The sequence below is a fragment of the Lacrimispora sphenoides JCM 1415 genome (assembly GCF_900105615.1).
Classification (GTDB): Bacteria; Bacillota; Clostridia; order Lachnospirales; family Lachnospiraceae; genus Lacrimispora; species Lacrimispora sphenoides.
Window position 1 is genome coordinate 503,236 of the sequence record NZ_LT630003.1, and the last position, 22,086, is coordinate 525,321.

Below are 22,086 nucleotides of genomic sequence, written 5' to 3' on the forward strand. Positions count from 1 at the left end.
GAGGGGACATATGAGAAAGAAGCTAATGGCCATTTTACTGAGCATATGCTGTATTTTGCTCAACGTTTCACCAGCCTTTGCGCTTGAAGGAACGTGGCACAATCCTTATGGATTAAATGATATTTATGAAATAGAACCTACCGAGCGTTCACCCAGGAATCCAATAGCAGGCCAGTCCGTGCGGATACACAGCACCACCTGGCCTGTGGAATCCGGCCAGACGGTTTGGATTTCCTACACCGTAAACGGTGTCAGAAAGGCGGACGTAGGCGCAGGCTGGTCCTATAACAGCGGGAACAATTCTTATTGGGAGGCGGATTTGGGCTCCTTTGCAAAAGGAGATACAGTGGAGTATACGGTCCACGGGGACGTAAATGGCACGAACGCCAAATCCATCGGTCCCTTTACCTTTCACGTGACCGACTGGGAAAAAGTGAAATCCGTATCTTTAAATTCCTATAACAACGGAACCGTCCTTTTTGACGTGACGGCAGATACGGGGAATTTCTCCCCTAAGCTGGCTCTTAGCTTTACGGACGAGGAGACGGTGCGTTTCCAGCTTTCCCCAAAGGGAAACGGAAAATTTGCTACCGGTATTTCCGGTTACACCGTGACAGATAATGCCCAAAAGGTGGAGATAGATACCGGAAAACTGCGGGTTACCGTTACAAAGAACCCATACGCCTTAGAGGTGTTCAGTTACGAACACAACAGGGTTTTGACTTCTAACGGCGGAATGGGCAAAGAGATGTCCTGGCTGACCGACGGAAAGGACGTGATCGGGCAGTTCCGGGACGGATACTTCTCCCCTTTCGATGAGCGGTTCTATGGTTTCGGAGAGCACTATGACGGTGCGGAGAAACGGGGAGAGGTGGTTGAAACCTACATTTATAATCAATATCAGAACCAGGGCAGTAAAACCTATTTGTCGGTTCCCTTTTTCGTTACCAGCAAAGGCTACGGAATTTACTTAAATACCACCTGTTACTCCAGGTTCGATATGGCAGCAGCCGATGGGGACCGGTATGTGTTTGAAGCTGACACGGAACATGTGGATTCGCCCCTTTTGGATTACTATCTGATCAGCGCAAGTACGGCTGCGAAAGTGGTGGGAAAATACAACACAATTTCCGGATTGCCCCAGGAACTTCCCAAATGGGCCTTCGGTTTGTGGATGTCAGCCAATGAATGGGATACCCAGTCAGAAGCGCTGGAAGCCATGAACCAGTCTAAGAACAACGACATTCCGGCTACGGTTTTAGTGCTGGAACAGTGGAGCGACGAAAACACATTCTACGTCTGGAATGAAGCTACCTATACGCCGATTCAAGGCTCGGCTGCTTTCCGCAATTCGGATTTTACCTATGGCTCTAAATGGCCCAATCCAAAGGCGATGACAGACACTCTTCATGAAAATGGCATGAAACTGGTGCTGTGGCAGATACCCGTATTAAAATACACGCCTTACTCCTATGCGCAAAAGGACAATGACGAGGCCTATATGCTCCAGAAGGGATACGCCGTTTCCGACGGGCATGGAGGGCCCTACCGCATACCCGAATCAGGATGGTTCGGAAACAGTCTGCTTTTGGATTTCACCAATCCTGAGGCAGTCGATTGGTGGATGAATAAGCGCTCCTATCTTTTTGACGACATAAAGATAGACGGCGTAAAAACAGACGGCGGGGAAATGGTCTGGCGTAAGGATACTTCCTTCCATGACGGCAGTACCGACCTTTCCATGCGAAATGCATATCCCAACGCCTACATAAAGGGATATAACGACTTTGTGAAGAAAAAGACAGGGGAAGGAATTACCTTCAGCCGGTCGGGAACCGCAGGCGTTCAGTCCTCCGGAGCCTTTTGGGCAGGAGATCAGACCTCCAGCTTTTCCGCTTTCCGGGACGCTTTGAGTGCCGGTTTGAGTGCCGGAATTTCAGGGATCCCTTTCTGGAGCTGGGATTTGGCCGGGTTTACGGGGAACTTCCCTTCGGCTGAGCTCTATAAGCGCAGTACCCAGATGGCTGCTTTTGCCCCGGTTATGCAGTTCCACTCCGAGAAGGCCAACCCCTCTCCCAGTGAGGAACGCTCCCCCTGGAACGTTCAGAGCCGCACAGGTGACAGCAGTATCGTTCCCATGTTCCGCAAATACATCAACACCCGTATGAACCTGCTTCCCTATATTTTCAGCGAGGCGCAAAACAGTGCAAAGGGCGGAACACCCATGATGAGGGCCATGTTCTTAGACAATCCGGAAGATGCCAATACCTATGACCTGGAAGAACAGTATATGTTCGGGCGCAGTCTTTTGGTGGCGCCTGTGGTCCAGGAGGGACAGACAGTAAAGAGCGTTTACTTACCCGAAGGGGAATGGATCGATTTCTGGCACAACGCCCTGACCGCGGGCGGCATGAAGAAAGACTATTATGCGGATGTGAACTCGATCCCCGTTTACGTGAAATCCGGCAGTATTCTGCCCCTTAATTTAAATAAAAACTATGAGATCGGCGGTTCCATCGGCAATGATGTGGAGAATTACGAAAACCTTACGTTCCGTATCTATCCGGAAGGGGAAAGTACCTATACCTTGTCCCATAGTGACCGGAGTACCATGACGGTCCGGGCTACCGAGAATTTTGCGGCTGGTACTGTAACTGTTCATCTGCCTTCCTGCCAGATTCCAATCACCACGCAAGTCTTTGGAACCAGACCCGGCAGTGTAAATGCAGACGGTCAAACATTACAGGAAGTGAAAACTCTGGATGACTTAATAAAGGCGCAGAGTGCGTACTACTACAACGAAAATGAAAAGCTTACCTATATCAAAACACCGTCCGGTCCGGCTAAGAAGATCGAATTAAACGACGTAAACAAAGCGCCTTATGAAGCCGAACACGCATCCCTGCATCAGGTTTCCACCAACACGGATTACAGCGGCTATTATGGGGAAGGCTTTGTGGATCAGTTTGCGGATAAAGGCGACTGGGTGGAATTTGAGGTATATTCAAAAGAAAAACGCACGGCTTCCCTGTCAGTCCGTTATTCTGCCGGAGTGACCGCAGGACAGCGTTCCGTAAGGGTCAACGGGGGAAACATCAGCGCTTTGGCCCTGCCGGCTACTTCCGGCTGGGGTGCCTGGAATACCGCAGACATTCCTATTAACTTAAACAGCGGCAGAAACACGATCCGGATCTCCTATGAAGACGGAGATTTTGCCGGTATTAATCTGGACTGTATTCTGGTTAAATAAGGGGGAGCAGTATGAAACAGAAAAAACGTTTTCTATCTTTAAGTTTAGTATTTACCTTATTGTTCACCGCTCTGTGGCCGGCCTTTGTGCCGGCCCCGGCCAGGGCGGCCGTATCTGCTTTAGGTGACGTAATTAGTACGCAGGTCAATGGAACCACACTGGTCCTCACCGTGGACAGCGGTTCCTCTCCTTCGGATAAATTAACGCTGGAAGTTTGTGACGAGGATATTCTGCGGGTGAATTACCAGCCTGATGGAGTAGTTTCCAGTGAGCGGACCCCCATGATCGATCCAGGTCTGAAATGGGATGCAAGTGCCGCCGTCATTAATACAACTTCCGATCCCATGACCATAAAGACGGACGAAATGCAGGTTGAAATTAACAAAAAGCCCTGCCGGATGACGGTGAAGAAAGCCGATGGCACGACCTTGTTTTGGGAACCTCAAAGCGGTGGAGTTTTCCACGATGGCGTTCGCTTTGTCCGCCAGGATTCCACGAACCTGTACGGAATCCACAGCTTTGACTGTTTTGATGAAAACGGTAATCTGCTGCGAAATGACAACACCCAGGCTGCCAGGGCAGGCCAGCAGGGCAATTCTGGCGGTCCCTTCCTCTGGTCCACAGCAGGCTATGGTTTACTGGTGGATTCGGATGGCGGCTACCCCTATACCAATTCCAGGGATAAGAAAATGGAATTTTACTATGGGGGAACTCCGGTGGAAGGCCGCAGGTATGAAAAAGATAATGTAGAATATTTCATTTTGCTGGGAGAGCCAAAAGAGATTATGAAAGGCTATTCCAAAATTACAGGAACTTCCCCCATGCTCCCCAAGTGGGCGCAGGGCTTTTCCAATTTTGAGTGGGGGATCAACGAACAGGAATTGATGGAAATGATTGATACCTACCGGGCAAAAAACATTCCCTTGGACAGCTACGCGTTTGACTATGACTGGAAGCTTTACGGACAGGACAACTATGGGGAATTTAAGTGGAATACGGGGAATTTCCCCTCTGCAGGAAGCGGTGCCTTAAAAAACACCATGGACGCAAAGGGCGTGAAAATGATCGGAATTACCAAGCCCCGGATCGTAACAAAGATTTCCGGCGGTACAACTACCGCACAGGGACAGGAAGCGGCAAATAACGGATATTTCTATCCGGGACACAATGAATACGTGGATTATTTCTATCCTGTCACGGTACGCAGCATTGACCCTTACAAATCCGGAGAGCGGGCCTGGTGGTGGAACCACTCCATTGATGCATTTACAAAGGGGATCGTGGGCTGGTGGAATGATGAAACAGATAAGGTTTCCTCCAATGGGGCTGAGTACTGGTTCGGAAACTATAACACCTTGCATCTTGCCCAGTCTATTTATGAAGGACAGCGGGACTATTCCAAGAATAATACCCGTGTGTGGCAGACGGGCAGAAACTACTATCCAGGTACCCAGCGCTTTGCCACCAGTATATGGTCAGGAGACGTTGCCACTCAGTTTTATAAAGGTGAGCGGGTTTCCTGGGCTGCCGGCTTAAACGAACAGAAGGCTGCCCTGCTTTCTACCGTAAATAACGGACAGCCGAAATGGGGTTCAGACGGAGGGGGCTTTAATCAAAATTCAGGAACCATTGAAAACCCCAGTCCGGAGCTTTACACCCGCTGGCTCCAGTTTGAATCCGTTGTGCCTGTGTTCCGGGTGCACGGAAACTTAAACCAACAGCGCCAGCCCTGGTATTACGGCTATACGGCAGAGGAAAATGTAAAAGCAGCCATTCACTTGCGCTACTCCCTGATGCCTTATTTCTATGCCTATGAAAGAGAGGCTTACGAAAGCGGCTTGGGCCTGGTGCGTCCTCTGCTGTTTGATTATCCTCAGGACGACAAGGTAAAGGATTACTCGGACGCATGGATGCTGGGAGACTGGCTTCTTGCGGCTCCGGTTACGGAGCGGGGGCAGTCCTGCAAATGGATTTACCTCCCAGAGGGAAACTGGATTGACTACAACAGGGGAACCGCATATAACGGTGGAGAATATATTCCTTACAGCCTGGACACCCAGTCCTGGTCCGACCTGCCACTCTTTGTGAAGGAAGGGGCCATAATCCCCTCACAGGATGTAGAGGATTACGTAGGTCAGAAGGAAACGGAACGCATTTTTGTAGACATTTTCCCTTCATCCCAGAAGACGGAGTTTCAATATTATGACGATGATGGCATTACCTATGATTACGAAAACGGAACGTATTTCTCTCAGACCATATCCGGTCAGAAAAGTTCCGGACAGGTTAACGTCGGCATATCGGCCAAATCCGGAAGCTACAAAAACGGTGTGGATTACTATTACCTGGCTGTTCATGGCAGCGCCGCCGGACAGGTGAAGAAAAATGCCTCCCAGTTACAGGAATACACCGACTTAAATGCCCTATTTGCCGCAAACGGCGGGGGATTTGCAAATTCCAGGGACATTTACGGGGAAGTTACTTATATAAAAACCCAAGCGGGCTTGTCAAATGCGGATACACTGGTGTTAACCGGTAACCCGGCAGTCACACTTTCCGATCAGAAGTACGAAGCGGAATACGCCTCCCTTTCCGGTAAAACAGTGGCCGGCCAGCCCCAGGTGGGCAGGGACCATACAGGATTTTCCGGCACTGGTTTTGTGAACGGTATGGAAACAGAGCAGGCGGCAGTGACTTTCTATGCAAAAACCGCAAATCCGGGGGATTATGAGGTAACCTTGCGCTGTTCCAACGGTGCAAAGACCGCAAAAACCTTATCCGCATACGTTAACGGCACATACAGCGGCCAGGCGGACATCGCTTCTACCGGAAACTGGGATTCCTGGGGAGATGTGAAAATACTCCTTCCCCTCACCGCGGGCAGTAACAGCATCACGTTCAAATACGATCCGAAGGCAGGGGATACAGGTTTTGTAAATATTGATTATCTGTCGGTTCCCTTTGAACCGGAACGCATGGTAATAGAAGCGGAGAATGCTCCTCTTTACGGGACTGCAAAAACGAACCAGGATCATTGGTTCTACAGCGGCAGCGGTTTTGTGGATACCATGGTTTCACAGAATGCGGAAGTAGCCTTTGAGGTCGATATGGAACAAGGCGGAGCCTATACCGCAGATTTCCGCTACAGCAACGGAAACCAAAGCACGAAGGATTTAAACTTATATGTAAATGGAAGTTATGCAGGCAATCTGCAATTTGCCGCTTCAGGCGGAAATTGGAACATCTGGAAGACCGTGAGCACCAATCTGGCGCTTTCAAAGGGAAGAAACCGGATTTCCCTTCGCTACGACGCGGGCAATTCCGGCAACATTAACCTTGACAAATTGACCCTGTCTGGTGCCGGTTCCGGTACTTATCGGGAAAACCTTTTGGACAATGGGGATTTCGAGCGTTCCACTTCCTTTAATTCCAACTGGACAGAGTGGCATCCCAGCGGCCAGGGGTTAGCTTACGGCATTGATTCCGGTTCCGGCACAAATAAGCCGGAATCTCCGGTGGAAGGCGACAAGCGGGCGTATTTCTACCATGCAGCCGCTTATGAGCAAAGCATTCATCAGGGGCTTAACGTGGAAAACGGAAGCTACCGGGTGGAAGCCTTTGTAAAGGTGGTAAATACTTCTCCGGGAGTTAGCCGCATGGAGATCACAAACTACGGCGGCAATGCGGTTTACGTGGATATGCCAAAGTCGGGAAGCGGGTGGCACAAAATAGAGGCGGACAATGTATTGGTCACAAATGGTACCATTGACGTTGGATTCTATTGTTCTTCCAGCGGTGGGACCACGGTACATATTGATGATGTGAGATTGTATAGGAATTAACAATTTACCTGCAGCGGCACATGGAGAAGGTCTTGTGAAAAGTCTTCCGATGTGCCGTTGCTTTTGCTCTTCCAGCAGAAACGCACGGTTTATATTGAAGCGAATCGGATACGGAGATTTTTTTGATACGGTTGTTGGCTGCTATGATGAAGCAAAAGAGGAGTGGTGAAAAGTAAATGCTGATGAACAATGAATATGCACATGTTGTAACCTTACAATAAAAGCTGATATTTTTAATATGAAGAAAATAAAGGAAAAATATACTAAAATGTAAGTTGGAAATTATTCAAATAAAACAAAAAAATATATAAAACAAAAATATAATTGACAAATCATACAAAAATGTGTTAAGTTACAATTAGTTAAAGTTAACTAAAGTAAAGGTTTTGGAGAAAAAGATGATGAAAAAACGTAAGGTTTCCATGCAAAGTATAGCAGATGAACTGAAAATCAGTAAGGTAACGGTGTCCAAAGCTCTGAATGATAAAGAAGGAGTGGGCGAGGAATTAAAGAATAAGATTAAAGAGGCTGCTGCCAGACAGGGATATATTATGCCGGTCCAAGAGGAAACTGAACGAAAGAAGATTGGCATCATTATGAATGGCCGCTTTATCTCAGAAGGTGGCGGCGGGGCTATTTATATGCGCATGTATGAGAAAATTGTCAGAGAGCTTGGCCGCTATAATTATTCCACCATGATGCTCACACCCAGCCCTGCGACTATTTGCGATGATATTTCTATGATAAAGAACGAGAATCTTTTTAAGGGGATTCTCGTCTTGGGTCTTTTAGATCAAGAGGTACGTGAACAGGTTAAGGAAATTGATATTCCCAAGGTTTACGTGGATATCTATGACCGGACGCACCGTTCAGATTCGGTGGTGTCCGAGAATATTTACAGTATGTACGACATGACCCGGTATCTTATCCGGATGGGTCACAGAAAGATTGGATTTGTAGGAACCATTAATTCCACTACAAGTATTACCGACCGTTATCTTGGCTTTTTGCGGGCTATGTTGGAAAAAAACATGCAGTTAAGAGACGATTGGGTAATTCCTGACCGGAGTCTGGAGGGAAAAGCTGTTGATATAGAGCTGCCAAAAGAGATGCCCACTGCTTTTATTTGTAACTGTGATGAAACGGCCTTCCGGCTGACACGAACTCTGAATAATCATGGGTATACAGTGCCGGATGATATTTCCATAGGAAGTTTTGATGATGATATTTATGCCAAGCTGACGGATCCCCAGCTTACTACCGTAGCAGTGAATGCTTCATTAATTGGAAAAGTATCTGTCAGGCAGATAATCGAAAACATTGAAAAACCTGATAAGAAACCCGAGACAAGACGGATTGAAGGCGAAATCATTTATCGGAATTCAGTGAAAAATCTGAATTTGGAAGATGAGGAACGAATTGAAAAGAGGGATAAGGTTGAAAACATTAAATAGTAACACAAAGGCAAAAAAGAGAAAGGCTACAAAAGGTGACTGGGAACTTACCCTGATGGCGGTGCCCACAACCGTTTGGTATATTTTGTTTTGCTTTATGCCCATGTTTGGACTTATTATCGCTTTTAAGGATTATAAAATTCAGCCTGGGAAAGGTTTCATCTATAATGTTATCCATAGCGAATGGTCGGGATTTAAGAATTTTGAGTTTCTGATTAAATCCAATGATTTGTATGTGATATTAAGAAACACGATTGTTTACAATCTGATTTTTATTGTTATGGGCACTGCACTTGCAGTAATACTTGCCATTATGATGAATATGCTCCATAGCAGAAAAAGATCCAAAGTCTATCAAACGCTGATGTTTTTCCCTTATTTTATGTCCTGGGTTGTTGCAGCATATTTTCTGGATGCGTTTTTAAATTATGACAACGGTCTGATTAATAATATGATGCGAGATGTAGGAAAAACGGCAAATCAGTGGTACATGAACAAAAATGTATGGCCATTTATTCTGGTTATTATGTATTTGTGGAAGAGTACAGGATATAACATGGTTATTTATTTGTCCAGTATTTCGGGAATTGACCAGACGCTCTATGAAGCGGCGGTGATTGATGGTGCAGGCAAATGGCAGCAGACCAGATATATTACGCTTCCCAGCCTAAAAAATGTAATTATTATGATGTTCATTTTGAATGTGGGCAAGATTTTCTATTCTGATTTCGGACTTTTTTACCAGTTGTCACAGGGGGCTAAGGGCTCGATTTTCAATTCGGTTGCAACCATTGACACCTATGTGTTTAATGCATTGAAGTCAGCAACTCCAATCGGGATGACATCGGCGGCATCCTTCTTCCAGTCGGTGGCATGTTGTATTACCATTCTTGCGGCAAATGCGATTGTGAAAAAGATTGATAACGAAAGTTCAATCATTTAGAAAGGAAAACTGAAATGAGAAAAAGAGCAGTAAAAGATATGGATATGGCCGACAGCTCAACACTTAACCGCATATCACCCGCAATCAACATCAGCTTTAACGTTCTTTTCATTCTGTTTGCGTTGATTTGTATTATCCCGGTTGTTTTTGTGTTTATTATTTCTATCTCATCTGAGCAGTCTATAAAATTGAACGGATACCGTTTCTGGCCTCAAGAGTTTTCGTTGGAATCCTACCTCTTTTTGTGGAAGGAAGGAAAGATGATCATAAGGGCACTGGGCATATCGGCAGCAGTAACGGTGGCAGGAACAGCTTTTGGGGTTATTCTGACCACTCTTATGGGTTATGTGCTGTCAATCCGAAAATTTAAATTTAACTCATTTTTTACCATGGTTGTATTCATTCCCATGATTTTTAATGGGGGTATGATTTCCTCTTATGTAATCAACACCCAGTTTCTACATCTGAAAAATACACTGTGGGCGCTTATTCTGCCCCTGTGTGTCAGTTCGTTTCATGTAATTATCTGTAAAACATTTTTTAAGCTGAATATTCCGGAATCCATTGTAGAATCCGCCCAGATAGACGGAGCCAGTCATTTCACCATCTTTGCACGGATTGCATTCCCGCTGTCCAAGCCCATTGTTGCCACCATTGCATTGTTTTTGTCTTTCGCTTATTGGAATGACTGGTTTCAGTCTTCTCTGTACATAACAGATACCAAATTATTTTCCATCCAATCCTTACTGGATCATATTCAGAGAAATATGGAGATGATGGCAAAGAACCCTTCGTTAGGTGTGACTTTACAGCAGTATATGAATAACATGCCTAAAGAAGGGGCGAGAATGGCGATGGCGATTATAATTATTGTACCAATTGCCTGCACCTATCCGTTCTTCCAGAGATATTTTATTTCAGGACTTACGGTTGGTGCAGTGAAAGGATAGAACTTATTCAAAAAAAGAAGGGAGAGGTATTATGAATAAGAAAAAAATATTGGGGCTTTTTACAGTATCGGTTTTGGGGCTATCCATGCTGGCCGGATGCGGTGGAAACAGTGCGGTAATGAGCAACAAAGAGACAAAAGTAACGGAAGCGAAAGAAGGAACGGCTGATGGCGAAGTGGTAACGATTAAATGGATTCAGGTTGGAAATGGAATGCCGGAAAATTATGACTCTTGGCTTCAACAGTTGAATCCTTACCTGGAAGAAAAAATCGGTGTAAATGTTGAGATGGAGATTGTTCCTTGGGGTGACTGGGATAAACGGCGAAGCGTAATCGTCAACTCGGGCGAGAAGTTTGATATTCTTTTTACGGATATGAATCGTTATAATTCAGAGGTAAATACCGGAGCATTTCTGGATATTACAGATTTGCTAAAGGAAAAGACTCCTGACCTGTATCAAATGGTGCCGGAGGATTACTGGAAGGCGACCTCCATCGGCGGCAGGGTTTATGCAGTGCCAACCTACAAAGACAGCTCGTCTTCCCAGTATTTTATCTGGGATAAAGCCATTGCAGATAAATATAAGATTGATTTTGAACATGTAACAGATTATGAGAAGCTGTATGAAGCCTTAAAGGCGGTCAAGACTGGTGAGGGTTCTGCCCCCTATTATATGTCCAAAAACGGAGCAGAATTCCTTGCTACCAACTTCTTCGATCAGATAGGTGCAGGCCTTGTACCTTTGGGTGTAAAGTACAATGATGAGACCAGGACTGTGGTAAATCCGCTGGAGGATGAAGAGGTACTGAAAGAACTGGATATTATCCATAAGATGTACATAGAAGGCATCATCAATGGTGATGCGCCAAATGCGGATGATGCAAACAAATACAGAACATTTTTTACCGCTCAGGGCTGGAGCGGTGCTGCTAAGAACATATGGGGTCCTCAGAATGGCATTGATGACTGTGTGGCAGTAAAATTTGGCGAAACCGTTGTGTCCAACACCACTGTTAGAGGATCATTAAACGGCATTTCTGCAGGTTGTGAAAATCCGGAGAAAGCGCTGCAGCTTCTTAATCTTGTGAACACGGATCCAAAGGTAAGAAACTGGTTCTTCTATGGTGTGGAAGGTGAAAACTTTGTCTATGAAGGTGAAAAGATAAACAAACTGAATTCAAATTGGGGCATGGCCGGGTATACTCAGGGAACCTTCTTTATTGTGGGTCAGCTTATTAGTGATGAATTTAACCAGTGGGATGAGGTAAAGGAATTAAATGCTGAAGCGGCTCCTTCGGTTATGCTTGGATTTGATATGGATACCAGTGAGGTAAAAACAGAAATTGCAAATTGTACGGCAGTATATGAGAAGTATAAGGCTGAACTCTGGACGGGTGCCAGAGAACCCCGAGAATTGGTAAAGACCATGAGGGAGGAGCTGAATAAAGCAGGATATGAAAAGATTCTTGCTACAGCTCAGGCACAGGTGAATGCCGCAAAATAAAGAGATGAAAGGGGCATGTGGAATATGCCCCTTTTGTAAAATAATAAAGCTGATAATGAGCGAAGATGCAGGGAGACATTATGTGGTTTATTGATAAACGGATTGAGGTTATTTGCAATCAGCTGAAAGAGCTGGCAATTGTAAAAAAAGAGCGTATCAAAGAGATTGAATTTAAAAAAGGGAGATTTTTCTACCCGGAGGATGCGGATGCAAATGTGCAGCCATGGGAGAAATTTGACCAGCAGAAAATGAAATGGTATGGCCCCGACGCCCATTACTGGTTCAGGGCAAATTATCAGGTGGAAGATGAACAGGAAGGAAAGACTCTTCGGCTGGGGGTAAAAACCCAGGTTGACGAGTGGGATGACGGGAAAAACCCTCAGTTTTTGTTGTTTCTGAATAAAACAGCGATCCAGGGGCTGGATATGAATCACCGGGTCGTTCATCTTACCGATCATGCCATGCGGGGAGAAAACTACATCTTTGATTTACAGGCGTATACAGGTACACTTCATTCGGAATTTAACCTGTTTCTTGAGATGCAGCAGGTTGATTTGCTAATTGAGCAGTTGTATTTTGATCTTTTAGTTCCGCTGCAGGCGTTTACCCGGATGGACAAGGATGACAAAATACGGCTCGACCTTGAGACGGTTTTAAACAACACCATCAACCTGCTGGATTTAAGGACGCCTTATTCCGCGGAATTTTATACTTCTGTACACAAGGCAGTCAATTATATTGAACAGGCTCTGTATGTTAAGATGTCGGGTTATCATGATGTGATTGCAAGTTGCATCGGACATACCCACATTGACGTTGCCTGGTGGTGGACGGTGGAGCAGACCAGAGAAAAGGTGGCAAGAAGTTTTTCTACTGTTCTTAAATTAATGGACGAATATCCAAACTATAAATTTATGTCCAGCCAGCCTCAGCTTTATGTGTTTTTAAAAGAGCGGTATCCGGATTTGTATGAAAAGGTGAAAGCCAAAGTAAAGGAGGGGCGCTGGGAAGTGGAGGGCGGCATGTGGGTGGAAGCCGACACAAATCTTACCTCCGGCGAATCTCTGGTCCGTCAGTTTCTGTATGGGAAGCGTTTCTTTCGGGAAGAGTTCGGCATTGAATGCCGGGAACTGTGGCTGCCGGATGTGTTTGGGTACTCTGGTTCCCTGCCTCAGATTATGAAGAAGAGCGGTATTGATTATTTTATGACCACAAAGCTTTCCTGGAATCAGGTGGATAAGGTTCCCAATGATACCTTTATGTGGAGAGGAATTGACGGAAGCGAGGTATTTACCCACCTCATTACAACCCTCGGTGTGGGCCAGAGTGAAGACGACTTTTTTACTACCTACAATGGGATTTTGCATCCTGATGCCATTATGGGCGGGTGGAAACGTTATCAAAATAAGGAATTCAACAATGATATTCTGATTTCTTATGGCTACGGAGACGGAGGAGGAGGCCCCACAAGGGAAATGTTAGAAACCTCTAAGCGCATGGAAAAAGGTATCAGAGGAATTCCCAAAGTGGAACAGAAATTTACCAGACAGTACTTTGATGAGCTGTATGAGCGGGTAAAAGATAACTGCCGTCTGGAGACCTGGGAAGGAGAACTTTATTTTGAGTATCACCGGGGAACCTACACCTCCATGGCACGAAACAAGCGGGCTAACCGCAAAAGCGAAGTGATGATGATGGATGCTGAATTTTTCCTGACTTTATGCGCTATGAAAGGGTGTAACTATCCGTCTGAAGAGCTGGATCAGTTGTGGAAGACAATACTTTTGAATCAGTTCCATGATATTTTACCGGGAACTTCCATTAAGGAAGTGTACGAAGTAACCCGGAAAGAGTATGAGGAAATTAATCACATTGGTGGTCAATTGATTCAGCAGAGCCTTGATTCGTTGTGCAGGCAAAAAGGTAAAATAACCGTGTTTAATACGCTGTCCTTTGACCGCAGTGATGTAGTAAGTCTGCCAAAAGAGGTGACAGGAAGCCTTAAGGATGCAAAGGGACATACTTATCCCATTCAGGAAGGAGAAAGTACCAACTTCGTATATCTGGAGCGTCTTAGCTCCAAAGGGTATAACACCTATACGAATGAGCCGGAAAAAAGCGGGGACGTTACCGCTCGGATTTCCGGTGATGGTTCCCGTTTTGAAACGCCATTTTACCGGGTGGAGATGGATCAGGCGGGAATGTTTACCTCCATATATGACAAAGCTGCCGGGCGTGAGCTGGTCCAGGAGGGCAGGTGCGCAAATCAGTTCCGGATGTTTGAAGATAAGCCTATCTATTATGATAACTGGGATATTGACATATTCCATACGGAAAAAAGCTGGATTGCTGATGAGGTGGATAAGTTTGAATGGATGACCAACGGTCCGGTAAGTGCGGTGCTTAAGATAAAGAGAAGAATAAGCAATTCATTGATTGTACAAAAGATAAGCTTTTACAGACATGCAAAGCGTATAGACTTTGATACTTATGTGGACTGGAAGGACAGCCAGTGTCTGCTGAAGGTAGAGTTCTCTCTGGATATTCATTCGGATGAAGCGGCATTTGACATTCAGTTTGGAAACCTGAAGCGCAAAGTGCATCAAAATACCAGCTGGGATAAGGCGCGATTTGAAAGCTGCGGACATAAGTGGGTGGATTTATCCGAAGGCCATTATGGCGTCAGCGTATTAAATGACTGTAAATATGGACATTCGGTAAAGAATGGCTGTGTATCCCTGACGCTGATTAAATCCGGTATTGAGCCGAATAAGACCACCGATCAGGAGGGGCATTTCTTTACCTACTCGCTCTATCCCCATGAGGGAAGCCTTTACGACGGAGATACCATTCGAGAGGGCTATAAACTGAATTATCCTTCTCACGTTGTACTTGCAGGAGCACCAAAGGAACAGGACAGCTTTTTATGGACAGACCGGAAAAATGTGATTGTGGAGACGGTGAAGATGGCGGAAGATAAAAATGGAATCATCATCCGGCTGTACGAAAGCGAAAACACAAAGACTACGGCAACGCTTACCTTTGGCATGGATAGCAGGTTGCTGACGGTGACCGAGTGCAATCTCATGGAGGAACCGGTTGAAGGTGAGGTAGAGAAAACAGAGGATGGATTTACCTTTACCATCAAGCCCTTTGAGGTTAAGACATACAGAGTGAATCTGGATAAGTGAGGAAGAAAACATGAACAAGTCCTTTCAAAATCAGAGCCTTGTGCCTATAAGGATGGGGAGGCAGTTTCGATGAATAAAATATTATTAAATCAGGGGTGGAGACTGGATTATGAAGGAGAGACATTAAATACGCAGATTCCTTTTTCCCTCTATTACGATTTGCTGAACCATAAGCGTATTGATGATCCCTTTTACCGGGATAATGCAACCCTTCTGACAAGCTTGTCGGAAAAGGATTATACCTATCGGAATGACTTTGCATTTATAGAAGAAATCGACGAGAGAAAGCAGTACTTTTTGCATTTCGACCGGGTAGACACCATTTCTAACGTTTACCTGAATGATATCCATGTAGGATATACCGACAATATGTTCTATACCTTTGAGTTTCCTGTGAATCACGCATTGAAAAAGGGAACGAACCATCTGCGGGTGGAATTTGAATCCCCCATTCACTATATGAATGAGCAGATTGAAAAAAATGGAAGAATCCCCTGCAATACCGATACTTTGGACGGATTTCCCTATCTGAGAAAATCCAGCTGCATGTCCGGATGGGACTGGGCACCCCGCCTGCCAGACATGGGGATTTATAAGGAAGCATCTATTGTGGTGGTGGAAAAGGGACGTCTATCCAATGTTCATATCCGCCAGCAGCATATGGATGGGCGGGTTACCTTAAACCTGGTTACCGAGCGTGAAATCAATGGAGCGATGGCCGGAGATGCAGAAAAGATAGAGACGATAGTACGGATTACCGACCCTGAGGGCAGGTTGAATATCTATGAGAACAGCCCGGAAAACATAGAAATTGAAAATCCCAGACTTTGGTGGCCCAACGGTCTTGGGGATCAGCCTCTTTATCAGGTGGAGGTTGAGTTTTATATTGGAGGCGACCTCCAGGATGTGTATAGCGCACGCATTGGTCTTCGCACCATGACCATGGCGGTTGAAAAGGATGAGTGGGGGGAGAGCTTTGCCCATGAAGTAAATGGAGTTAAGGTTTTTGCCATGGGGGCGGATTATATTCCCGAAGACTGTCTGGTTCCCCGGGTAAGCAGGGAGACAACAAAAAAATTGCTGACTCAGTGTATACTAGCCAACTACAATGCAGTCCGGGTATGGGGCGGAGGTTACTATCCGGATGATTACTTTTTTGATCTTTGTGATGAGATGGGATTGATCATTTGGCAGGATGGCATGTTCTGCTGTTCTACCTATCTGCTGACTCCGGAATTTGAGGAGAATATTACAAAAGAATTGGTTCAAAATGTGAGAAGGCTGCGCCATCACGCCTGTCTGGGGCTCTGGAGCGGAAATAATGAGCTGGAAGAGCTGATCCTTGCAGGAGAGTATGGAAGCTTTGAAGAAACTGTGTCTCTGCGCGCAGATTATATTAAGATATTTGAATATATCATTCCCAAAATCATTAAGAGTGAAGATCCGGACACCTTCTACTGGCCTTCAAGCCCTTCCTCAGGAGGCGGTTATGATTTTCCCAATGACCCAAATCGGGGAGATGCACACTACTGGGCGGTATGGCACGGGTTCAAGCCATTTACGGAATACCGCAAACAGATGTTCCGCTATGCTTCGGAATTCGGATTTGAAGCAATGCCGGCGTATAAGACCATCGAAAGCTTTACCGGCGAGGATGACCGGAATTTGTTCTCTTATGTGATGGAGCGCCACCAGAGAAGCAATATGGGCTATGCCAAGATGATGAACTACATGGCTCAGACCTTTTTATATCCAACTGATTTAAAAACATTGGTATATGTATCCCAGTTAATGCAGGGAGAAGCCATGAAGTATGCGGTGGAACATTGGCGGCGTCACCGGGGACGTTGTATGGGAGCTATTGTATGGCAGTTAAATGATTGCTGGCCAGTGACTTCCTGGTCATCCATTGACTATTTCGGACGCTGGAAAGCGCTTCATTATTATGAGAAAAGGTTTTTTGCTCCGATTATGATTTCCTGTGAAGAGGAGGGGCAGCTTTCCCAGAATCCAAATATTAACACACGTCCTTATCCGTTAGAGAAAAGCTTTCGCTTAAATGTGGCCAATGAGACGATGAATGAGCAGTTGGTGAAAGTGCGATATTCTCTGCGCAATGCCAAATCAGAAATAATTGGAAAAGAAATGATCGTTGAAAGAAAGGTCTCTGCAATGAGCACCATATGGCTGGATAAGGTAGATTGTTCGGAGGCCAGCCTTTATGAGGATCATGTACACTTTGCCTGTGAACAGGACGGAGTGGTGATTTCTGAGGGAACAGCCATTTTTACCATGCCCAAATTCTACCGCTACGAACAACCGGAGCTTTCATGGCGCATGGAGGGGGCAGACATCATCATTACGGCAGAGGCATATGCCAAATCGGTTGAGATTCTCAATGAGAATGAGGATCTGGTTCTTACCGATAATTATTTTGATATGGAGGCGGGGGAAAAGCGGGTGAGCATTATCAGCGGTTTGCCTCAGGGACTGCATTTAAGAAGTGTCTTTGATATCCGGTAAATAACACTTGTTTAGAGGGCGCCTGGATTGCTTCGAATGAGAGGATAAAGATTGGGCCTGAGTCAAAGATGATTATTAAAAAGGCAGAGCCGGATGAGACGTTTTTATAACGTTTCATCCGGCTCTGCCTTTTAGCTGAAATTGTAAATGATAAACAGAAGAAAAAGATATTAGCAATAAAAGGCATGATACACATTACACATGGGAATAATACGTTCGTATGCGCCTAAGATCAAACCCAAACGATATACTTAAGAAAATCTTAATGATTTATCATGGAAAAAATCAAAATCAGCCCCATACAAAATGGTAAAATCATACATAACTGACGTTCAGGGAAAGGAATTAAAATCGATGCAGGAAAAAATACTTGTCGTAGATGACGAGCACGAGATTTCAGATTTGGTAGAACTCTATTTACAAAATGAAAATTATTCGGTATTTAAGTTTTATACGGCAAAAGAGGCTCTTGCTTGCATTGAGACTACGGAGCTTGATATTGCAATTTTGGACATCATGCTGCCGGATATGAGCGGTTTTACACTCTGCCAGAAGATTAGGGAGAAGCATGCTTACCCTATCATCATGCTGACAGCCAAGGACCAGGAGATTGATAAGATTACCGGGCTCACCCTGGGAGCCGATGATTATATTACTAAACCATTTCGTCCGTTGGAGCTGGTAGCTCGGGTAAAGGCACAGCTTCGGCGTTATAAAAAGTATAATTCAGCTCAGGCAAATACCACCGAAGAAAGTATCATCGTGCATTCCGGTTTGGTGTTGAATAGCAGCACCCATGAATGCCTTTTGAATGAAAAACCACTGGATCTTACGCCCACCGAGTTTTACATTCTTCGTATTCTCTTAGAACGAAAAGGAAAAGTGGTCAGCGCGGAAGAACTTTTCCGCGAAATCTGGAAAGACGAGTATTATACGAAAAGCAATAACACCATTACCGTCCATATCCGCCATTTACGGGAAAAAATGGGGGATACTGTAGAGAATCCGCAATATATTAAGACAATCTGGGGAGTGGGGTATAAAATTGAACTATAATATGCAGGAAGCATCTGGATACAGAAAGTTCAGGCAAAAGATGCTTTGGCAGCTGATAATTATGGCAGTTATATCATTTTCCGTGATTGTAGTCATCTATATGATGGTTTGGAAAGGCAAAGTAGGCAACCTTCTGGTAAAGTTTTTCCAAAGGTTCCTGCACATGACGCAAGAAGAAGCATTTACCGCTTATCACTATGTGTTCCGCTATAATTTTGGACTCTTTTTCCTTGGTGCTGCGCTTATCGTATTTTTTCTGTTATTGTTCATTTTTATCCAGCGGTTCACCCGGTATTTCGATATAATCAATCATGGGATTGATGCTCTGGTATCAGAACAGGATGAGTTCATTCAACTCGTTCCTGAAATGGCCGCCATTGAGGAGAAGCTGAACACTGTCCGCAAGACTTTGGCTGACCGTGCTTACCGTGCCCAGGAAGCAGAGCAGAGGAAAAGCGACCTCATCATGTATCTGGCTCATGATATACGGACGCCGCTCACTTCTGTGATTGGTTATCTAAGCCTGTTGGACGAGGCTCCGGACATGCCGTTGGAGCAAAGGGCAAAATATGTCCATATTACATTGGAGAAAGCATACCGGCTGGAAAATCTGGTAAATGAGTTCTTTGAGATCACCCGCTATAACTCGCAGCAGATCAAGCTTGAAAAACAAGTAGTTGATTTATACTATATGCTGGTTCAAATGGCGGACGAATTTTATCCGGTTCTCGCCACTAAGGGAAATACCATTGCGGTCCACGCGGATGAAAACCTGACCGCTTATGGAGATCCCACACAGCTGGCCCGTGTATTCAATAATATTCTGAAAAACGCGGTGGCTTACAGCAATCCCCATTCGGAAATCTCCATTTCCGCGGGAGAATGGGATCATAAGGTGGTGATTACGTTTCGAAATCAGGGAACGACGATCCCCGGGGAAGAATTATCCTCTATTTTCGAGAAATTCTACCGGCTGGACAAAGCCCGCGCTTCCAATACAGGTGGAGCTGGCTTGGGATTGGCCATTGCAAAGGAAATCATAACCATGCACGAAGGAACGATAATGGCGGATAGCAAAGATGGTATTACGGCCTTTACGGTATCTCTTCCGGTTACGAATTAGTAAGATATCAATCGTATATTAGGCTTTTCTTAGGAATTTAACAACTCCATATTAAAATGCAGGAAGCTCCTGTCTGGTAAGATATTTACCAGCAGGAGCTTCCTGCATCCCAGCCATTTAAAGGAGAGAACTTAATTATGATGGTTAATAAAAATAATAATTTTAGCGGCTATGAAAGGAAAAGAGCATTGAAACAACATTCACACAAGAGAAGGAACCATATGATATTGCGGTTGATCTCAGTGGCAGCGGTCATCGGCCTGCTCTGGTACTGCATCAATGGTTTGAACTTGAAAGAAGTTTCGCCTGAACCCATATTATCCGTTGGGACAGGCAGTTTCAACGTTCGTTCATCCGACTCCGAAAAAAGTGATACCGATGAGACTTCGTGGAGCCTTATTTTAGTCAACCGCTGGAAGGCGATTCCGGAGGATTACGACGTAGATTTGACCGAATTATCGAATGGACAAACTGTTGATACACGGATATACCCAGCACTTCAGAAACTGTTTGATGCAGCAAGGTCTGACGGTGTTTATCCCGTGGTCGTTTCAGGATACCGAACGGCTGAGAAACAGAAGAGCCTGATGGATGAAAAAATTGCCGCATATAAAGCGGAAGGATATTCCGCTTCCCAGGCAAAAGCCGAAGCAGAAACATGGGTCGCCATTCCCGGTACAAGCGAACATCAATTGGGAATTGCAGTGGATATCAACGCGGATGGGGTTCAATCAAGCGGAAGTGAAGTTTATAAATGGCTGAATCAAAACGGTTACCGTTATGGATTTATCCTCCGCTATCCGCCGGATAAAACAGAAATCACTGGTGTCAGCAATGAGCCGTGGCACTATCGCTATGTAGGAATTAAGGCTGCCACCGATATGCAGGATCAAAACCTCTGCCTTGAGGAATATTTGAGAGAAAAAAATTGAAAAAAGGATTAAGAGCATACCAAAGATTGTGTCAGCCTCCAAACTGATGTGAGATTAAATTATTTAGTTTAGCTCATTAAATTCGAGAAAGCAGCAGAAGAGGTCAGATTCTATGATACCGGTACCATAAAATTAGTAAATAAGTGGGGAAAAGTTTTATATTAATAACGATAAAAGTAAAAAAGTAACCAAAAATATTGAAAAAATAGAGTTGACATGTAAAAAGTGCTGTGATAATATGGGATTAAAATATGAGGGACCGGTACCACACCCGAAAAAGAAGTGCAAGGAGAATGATATGCTGACAATTCATGAAGTGGCAGAACTGGCAGGTGTTTCGAAATCAACTGTATCCAGAGTTTTGAATAATAATGGCTATGTAAATGAGGAGACCAGGCGCAGGATTGAGAAAATCATACAGGAACATCAATATAAGCCATCTGCAGCAGCAGTCAGCCTTTCCAAACAAATCGGGAGCACAATCGGTGTGGTTATCCCTGAGATCGACAATTCATTTTTTGGAGAAGTCTTAAAGGGAATTAATGAAGTAGCGGATCAGAATGGTTTTTCTATCATCTACTGTGACACGCAAAATAATGGGGATAAAGAATTAAAGGCGTTATCAGCCTTAGAACAGCAGAGGGTCCGGGGAGTTATTATTACACCGGCCATGGGCTACGGCGATAGAGAGTCTGTGGATAAATTAAAGAATGCTTTGGCGAAGCTGGATGTACCAGTGGTAATTGTAGACAGGGATTTTGATTATTCTCAGTGGGATACCATCTATTTTCAAAATTACGAGAGCGGTTATATTGCAACGGAAAGCATGATTAAGGCTGGGAATACCAAAATCGGCATTATCCAGGGTGATATGCAGCTTAAAATAGCGAGAGAGAGGTTTCGGGGATATCAGGATGCCATGGCGGCAAATGGACTGGAGATTCCGGAGCAGTATGTGCTGAAGGGGGATTTTACCATAGATACGGCATATGCACTTACCAAAAGCATGATAGACAGCAAAGAACTTCCTGAAGGCATGGTTACTTGCAATAACCGTACCAGTATAGGTTTTATTAAAGCTATGATAGAGAGCGGTATTACCATTGGGAGTGATATTGCAGTAGTAGGAATTGATAATGTTCCCATGCTGGACGTGCTGGGTTTTCCATTCAGCTGCGTATCCAGGGATACGATCGAGATGGGGCGCATGAGTATGAAGCTTCTTATGGAACGGATGAATAAGCCGGATGTACAAAGAAGCATCTGGGTGGCCCCCTGCAGGCTTGAGCTGAACGGCTCAGAAAAAACAAACCGATAA

Annotated in this window: 13 protein-coding genes; all 13 read left to right on the plus strand. The window is 44.9% G+C overall.

The window, feature by feature from the left end; all coding sequences use genetic code 11:
* Positions 1-10: 10 nt before the first annotated feature.
* The 13 genes from BMX69_RS02160 to BMX69_RS02215 all read left to right on the plus strand — a co-directional run bounded on the left by BMX69_RS02160 (position 11) and on the right by BMX69_RS02215 (position 22,086).
* Positions 11-3,250, plus strand: a complete 3,240-nt coding sequence (locus BMX69_RS02160) for a TIM-barrel domain-containing protein (RefSeq protein WP_242941339.1) — start codon at positions 11-13, stop codon at positions 3,248-3,250.
* A gap of 11 nt (positions 3,251-3,261) precedes the next feature.
* Positions 3,262-7,092 (plus strand): TIM-barrel domain-containing protein, encoded by a 3,831-nt coding sequence (locus tag BMX69_RS02165; protein WP_100041435.1) that lies wholly within the window; start codon positions 3,262-3,264, stop codon positions 7,090-7,092.
* 34 nt (positions 7,093-7,126) lie between these two features.
* Entirely contained in the window at positions 7,127-7,261 is a 135-nt protein-coding gene (locus BMX69_RS24890; protein ID WP_278280706.1) for a hypothetical protein, read from the plus strand.
* Between the two features lie 229 nt (positions 7,262-7,490).
* A complete protein-coding gene (locus BMX69_RS02170; protein ID WP_100041436.1) occupies positions 7,491-8,546 on the plus strand; it encodes a LacI family DNA-binding transcriptional regulator in 1,056 nt (351 codons plus the stop codon).
* A 55-nt stretch (positions 8,547-8,601) separates the two neighbouring features.
* On the plus strand, positions 8,602-9,489 hold the full coding sequence (locus BMX69_RS02175; protein ID WP_242941419.1) for an ABC transporter permease: 888 nt from the start codon (positions 8,602-8,604) through the stop codon (positions 9,487-9,489).
* Between the two features lie 14 nt (positions 9,490-9,503).
* The gene (locus BMX69_RS02180; protein WP_100041438.1) at positions 9,504-10,439 is read left to right on the plus strand and encodes a carbohydrate ABC transporter permease; all 936 of its coding nucleotides are present in this window, start codon (positions 9,504-9,506) and stop codon (positions 10,437-10,439) included.
* Between the two features lie 31 nt (positions 10,440-10,470).
* Positions 10,471-11,943, plus strand: a complete 1,473-nt coding sequence (locus tag BMX69_RS02185; RefSeq protein WP_100041439.1) for an ABC transporter substrate-binding protein — start codon at positions 10,471-10,473, stop codon at positions 11,941-11,943.
* Between the two features lie 80 nt (positions 11,944-12,023).
* Positions 12,024-15,134, plus strand: a complete 3,111-nt coding sequence (locus BMX69_RS02190; RefSeq protein WP_100041440.1) for an alpha-mannosidase — start codon at positions 12,024-12,026, stop codon at positions 15,132-15,134.
* A 69-nt stretch (positions 15,135-15,203) separates the two neighbouring features.
* Positions 15,204-17,657, plus strand: a complete 2,454-nt coding sequence (locus BMX69_RS02195; protein ID WP_100041441.1) for a glycoside hydrolase family 2 protein — start codon at positions 15,204-15,206, stop codon at positions 17,655-17,657.
* Positions 17,658-18,011: 354 nt separating this feature from the next.
* Complete coding sequence (gene vanR / locus BMX69_RS02200) at positions 18,012-18,713, plus strand: VanR-ABDEGLN family response regulator transcription factor (protein WP_100041442.1); 702 nt, start codon at positions 18,012-18,014, stop codon at positions 18,711-18,713.
* A gap of 1 nt (position 18,714) precedes the next feature.
* Positions 18,715-19,836: a sensor histidine kinase gene (locus tag BMX69_RS02205; protein WP_166433221.1), complete on the plus strand. Its 1,122-nt coding sequence runs from the start codon at positions 18,715-18,717 to the stop codon at positions 19,834-19,836.
* Between the two features lie 221 nt (positions 19,837-20,057).
* Positions 20,058-20,768 (plus strand): M15 family metallopeptidase, encoded by a 711-nt coding sequence (locus BMX69_RS02210; protein ID WP_408610320.1) that lies wholly within the window; start codon positions 20,058-20,060, stop codon positions 20,766-20,768.
* Positions 20,769-21,066: 298 nt separating this feature from the next.
* On the plus strand, positions 21,067-22,086 hold the full coding sequence (locus tag BMX69_RS02215; protein WP_100041444.1) for a LacI family DNA-binding transcriptional regulator: 1,020 nt from the start codon (positions 21,067-21,069) through the stop codon (positions 22,084-22,086).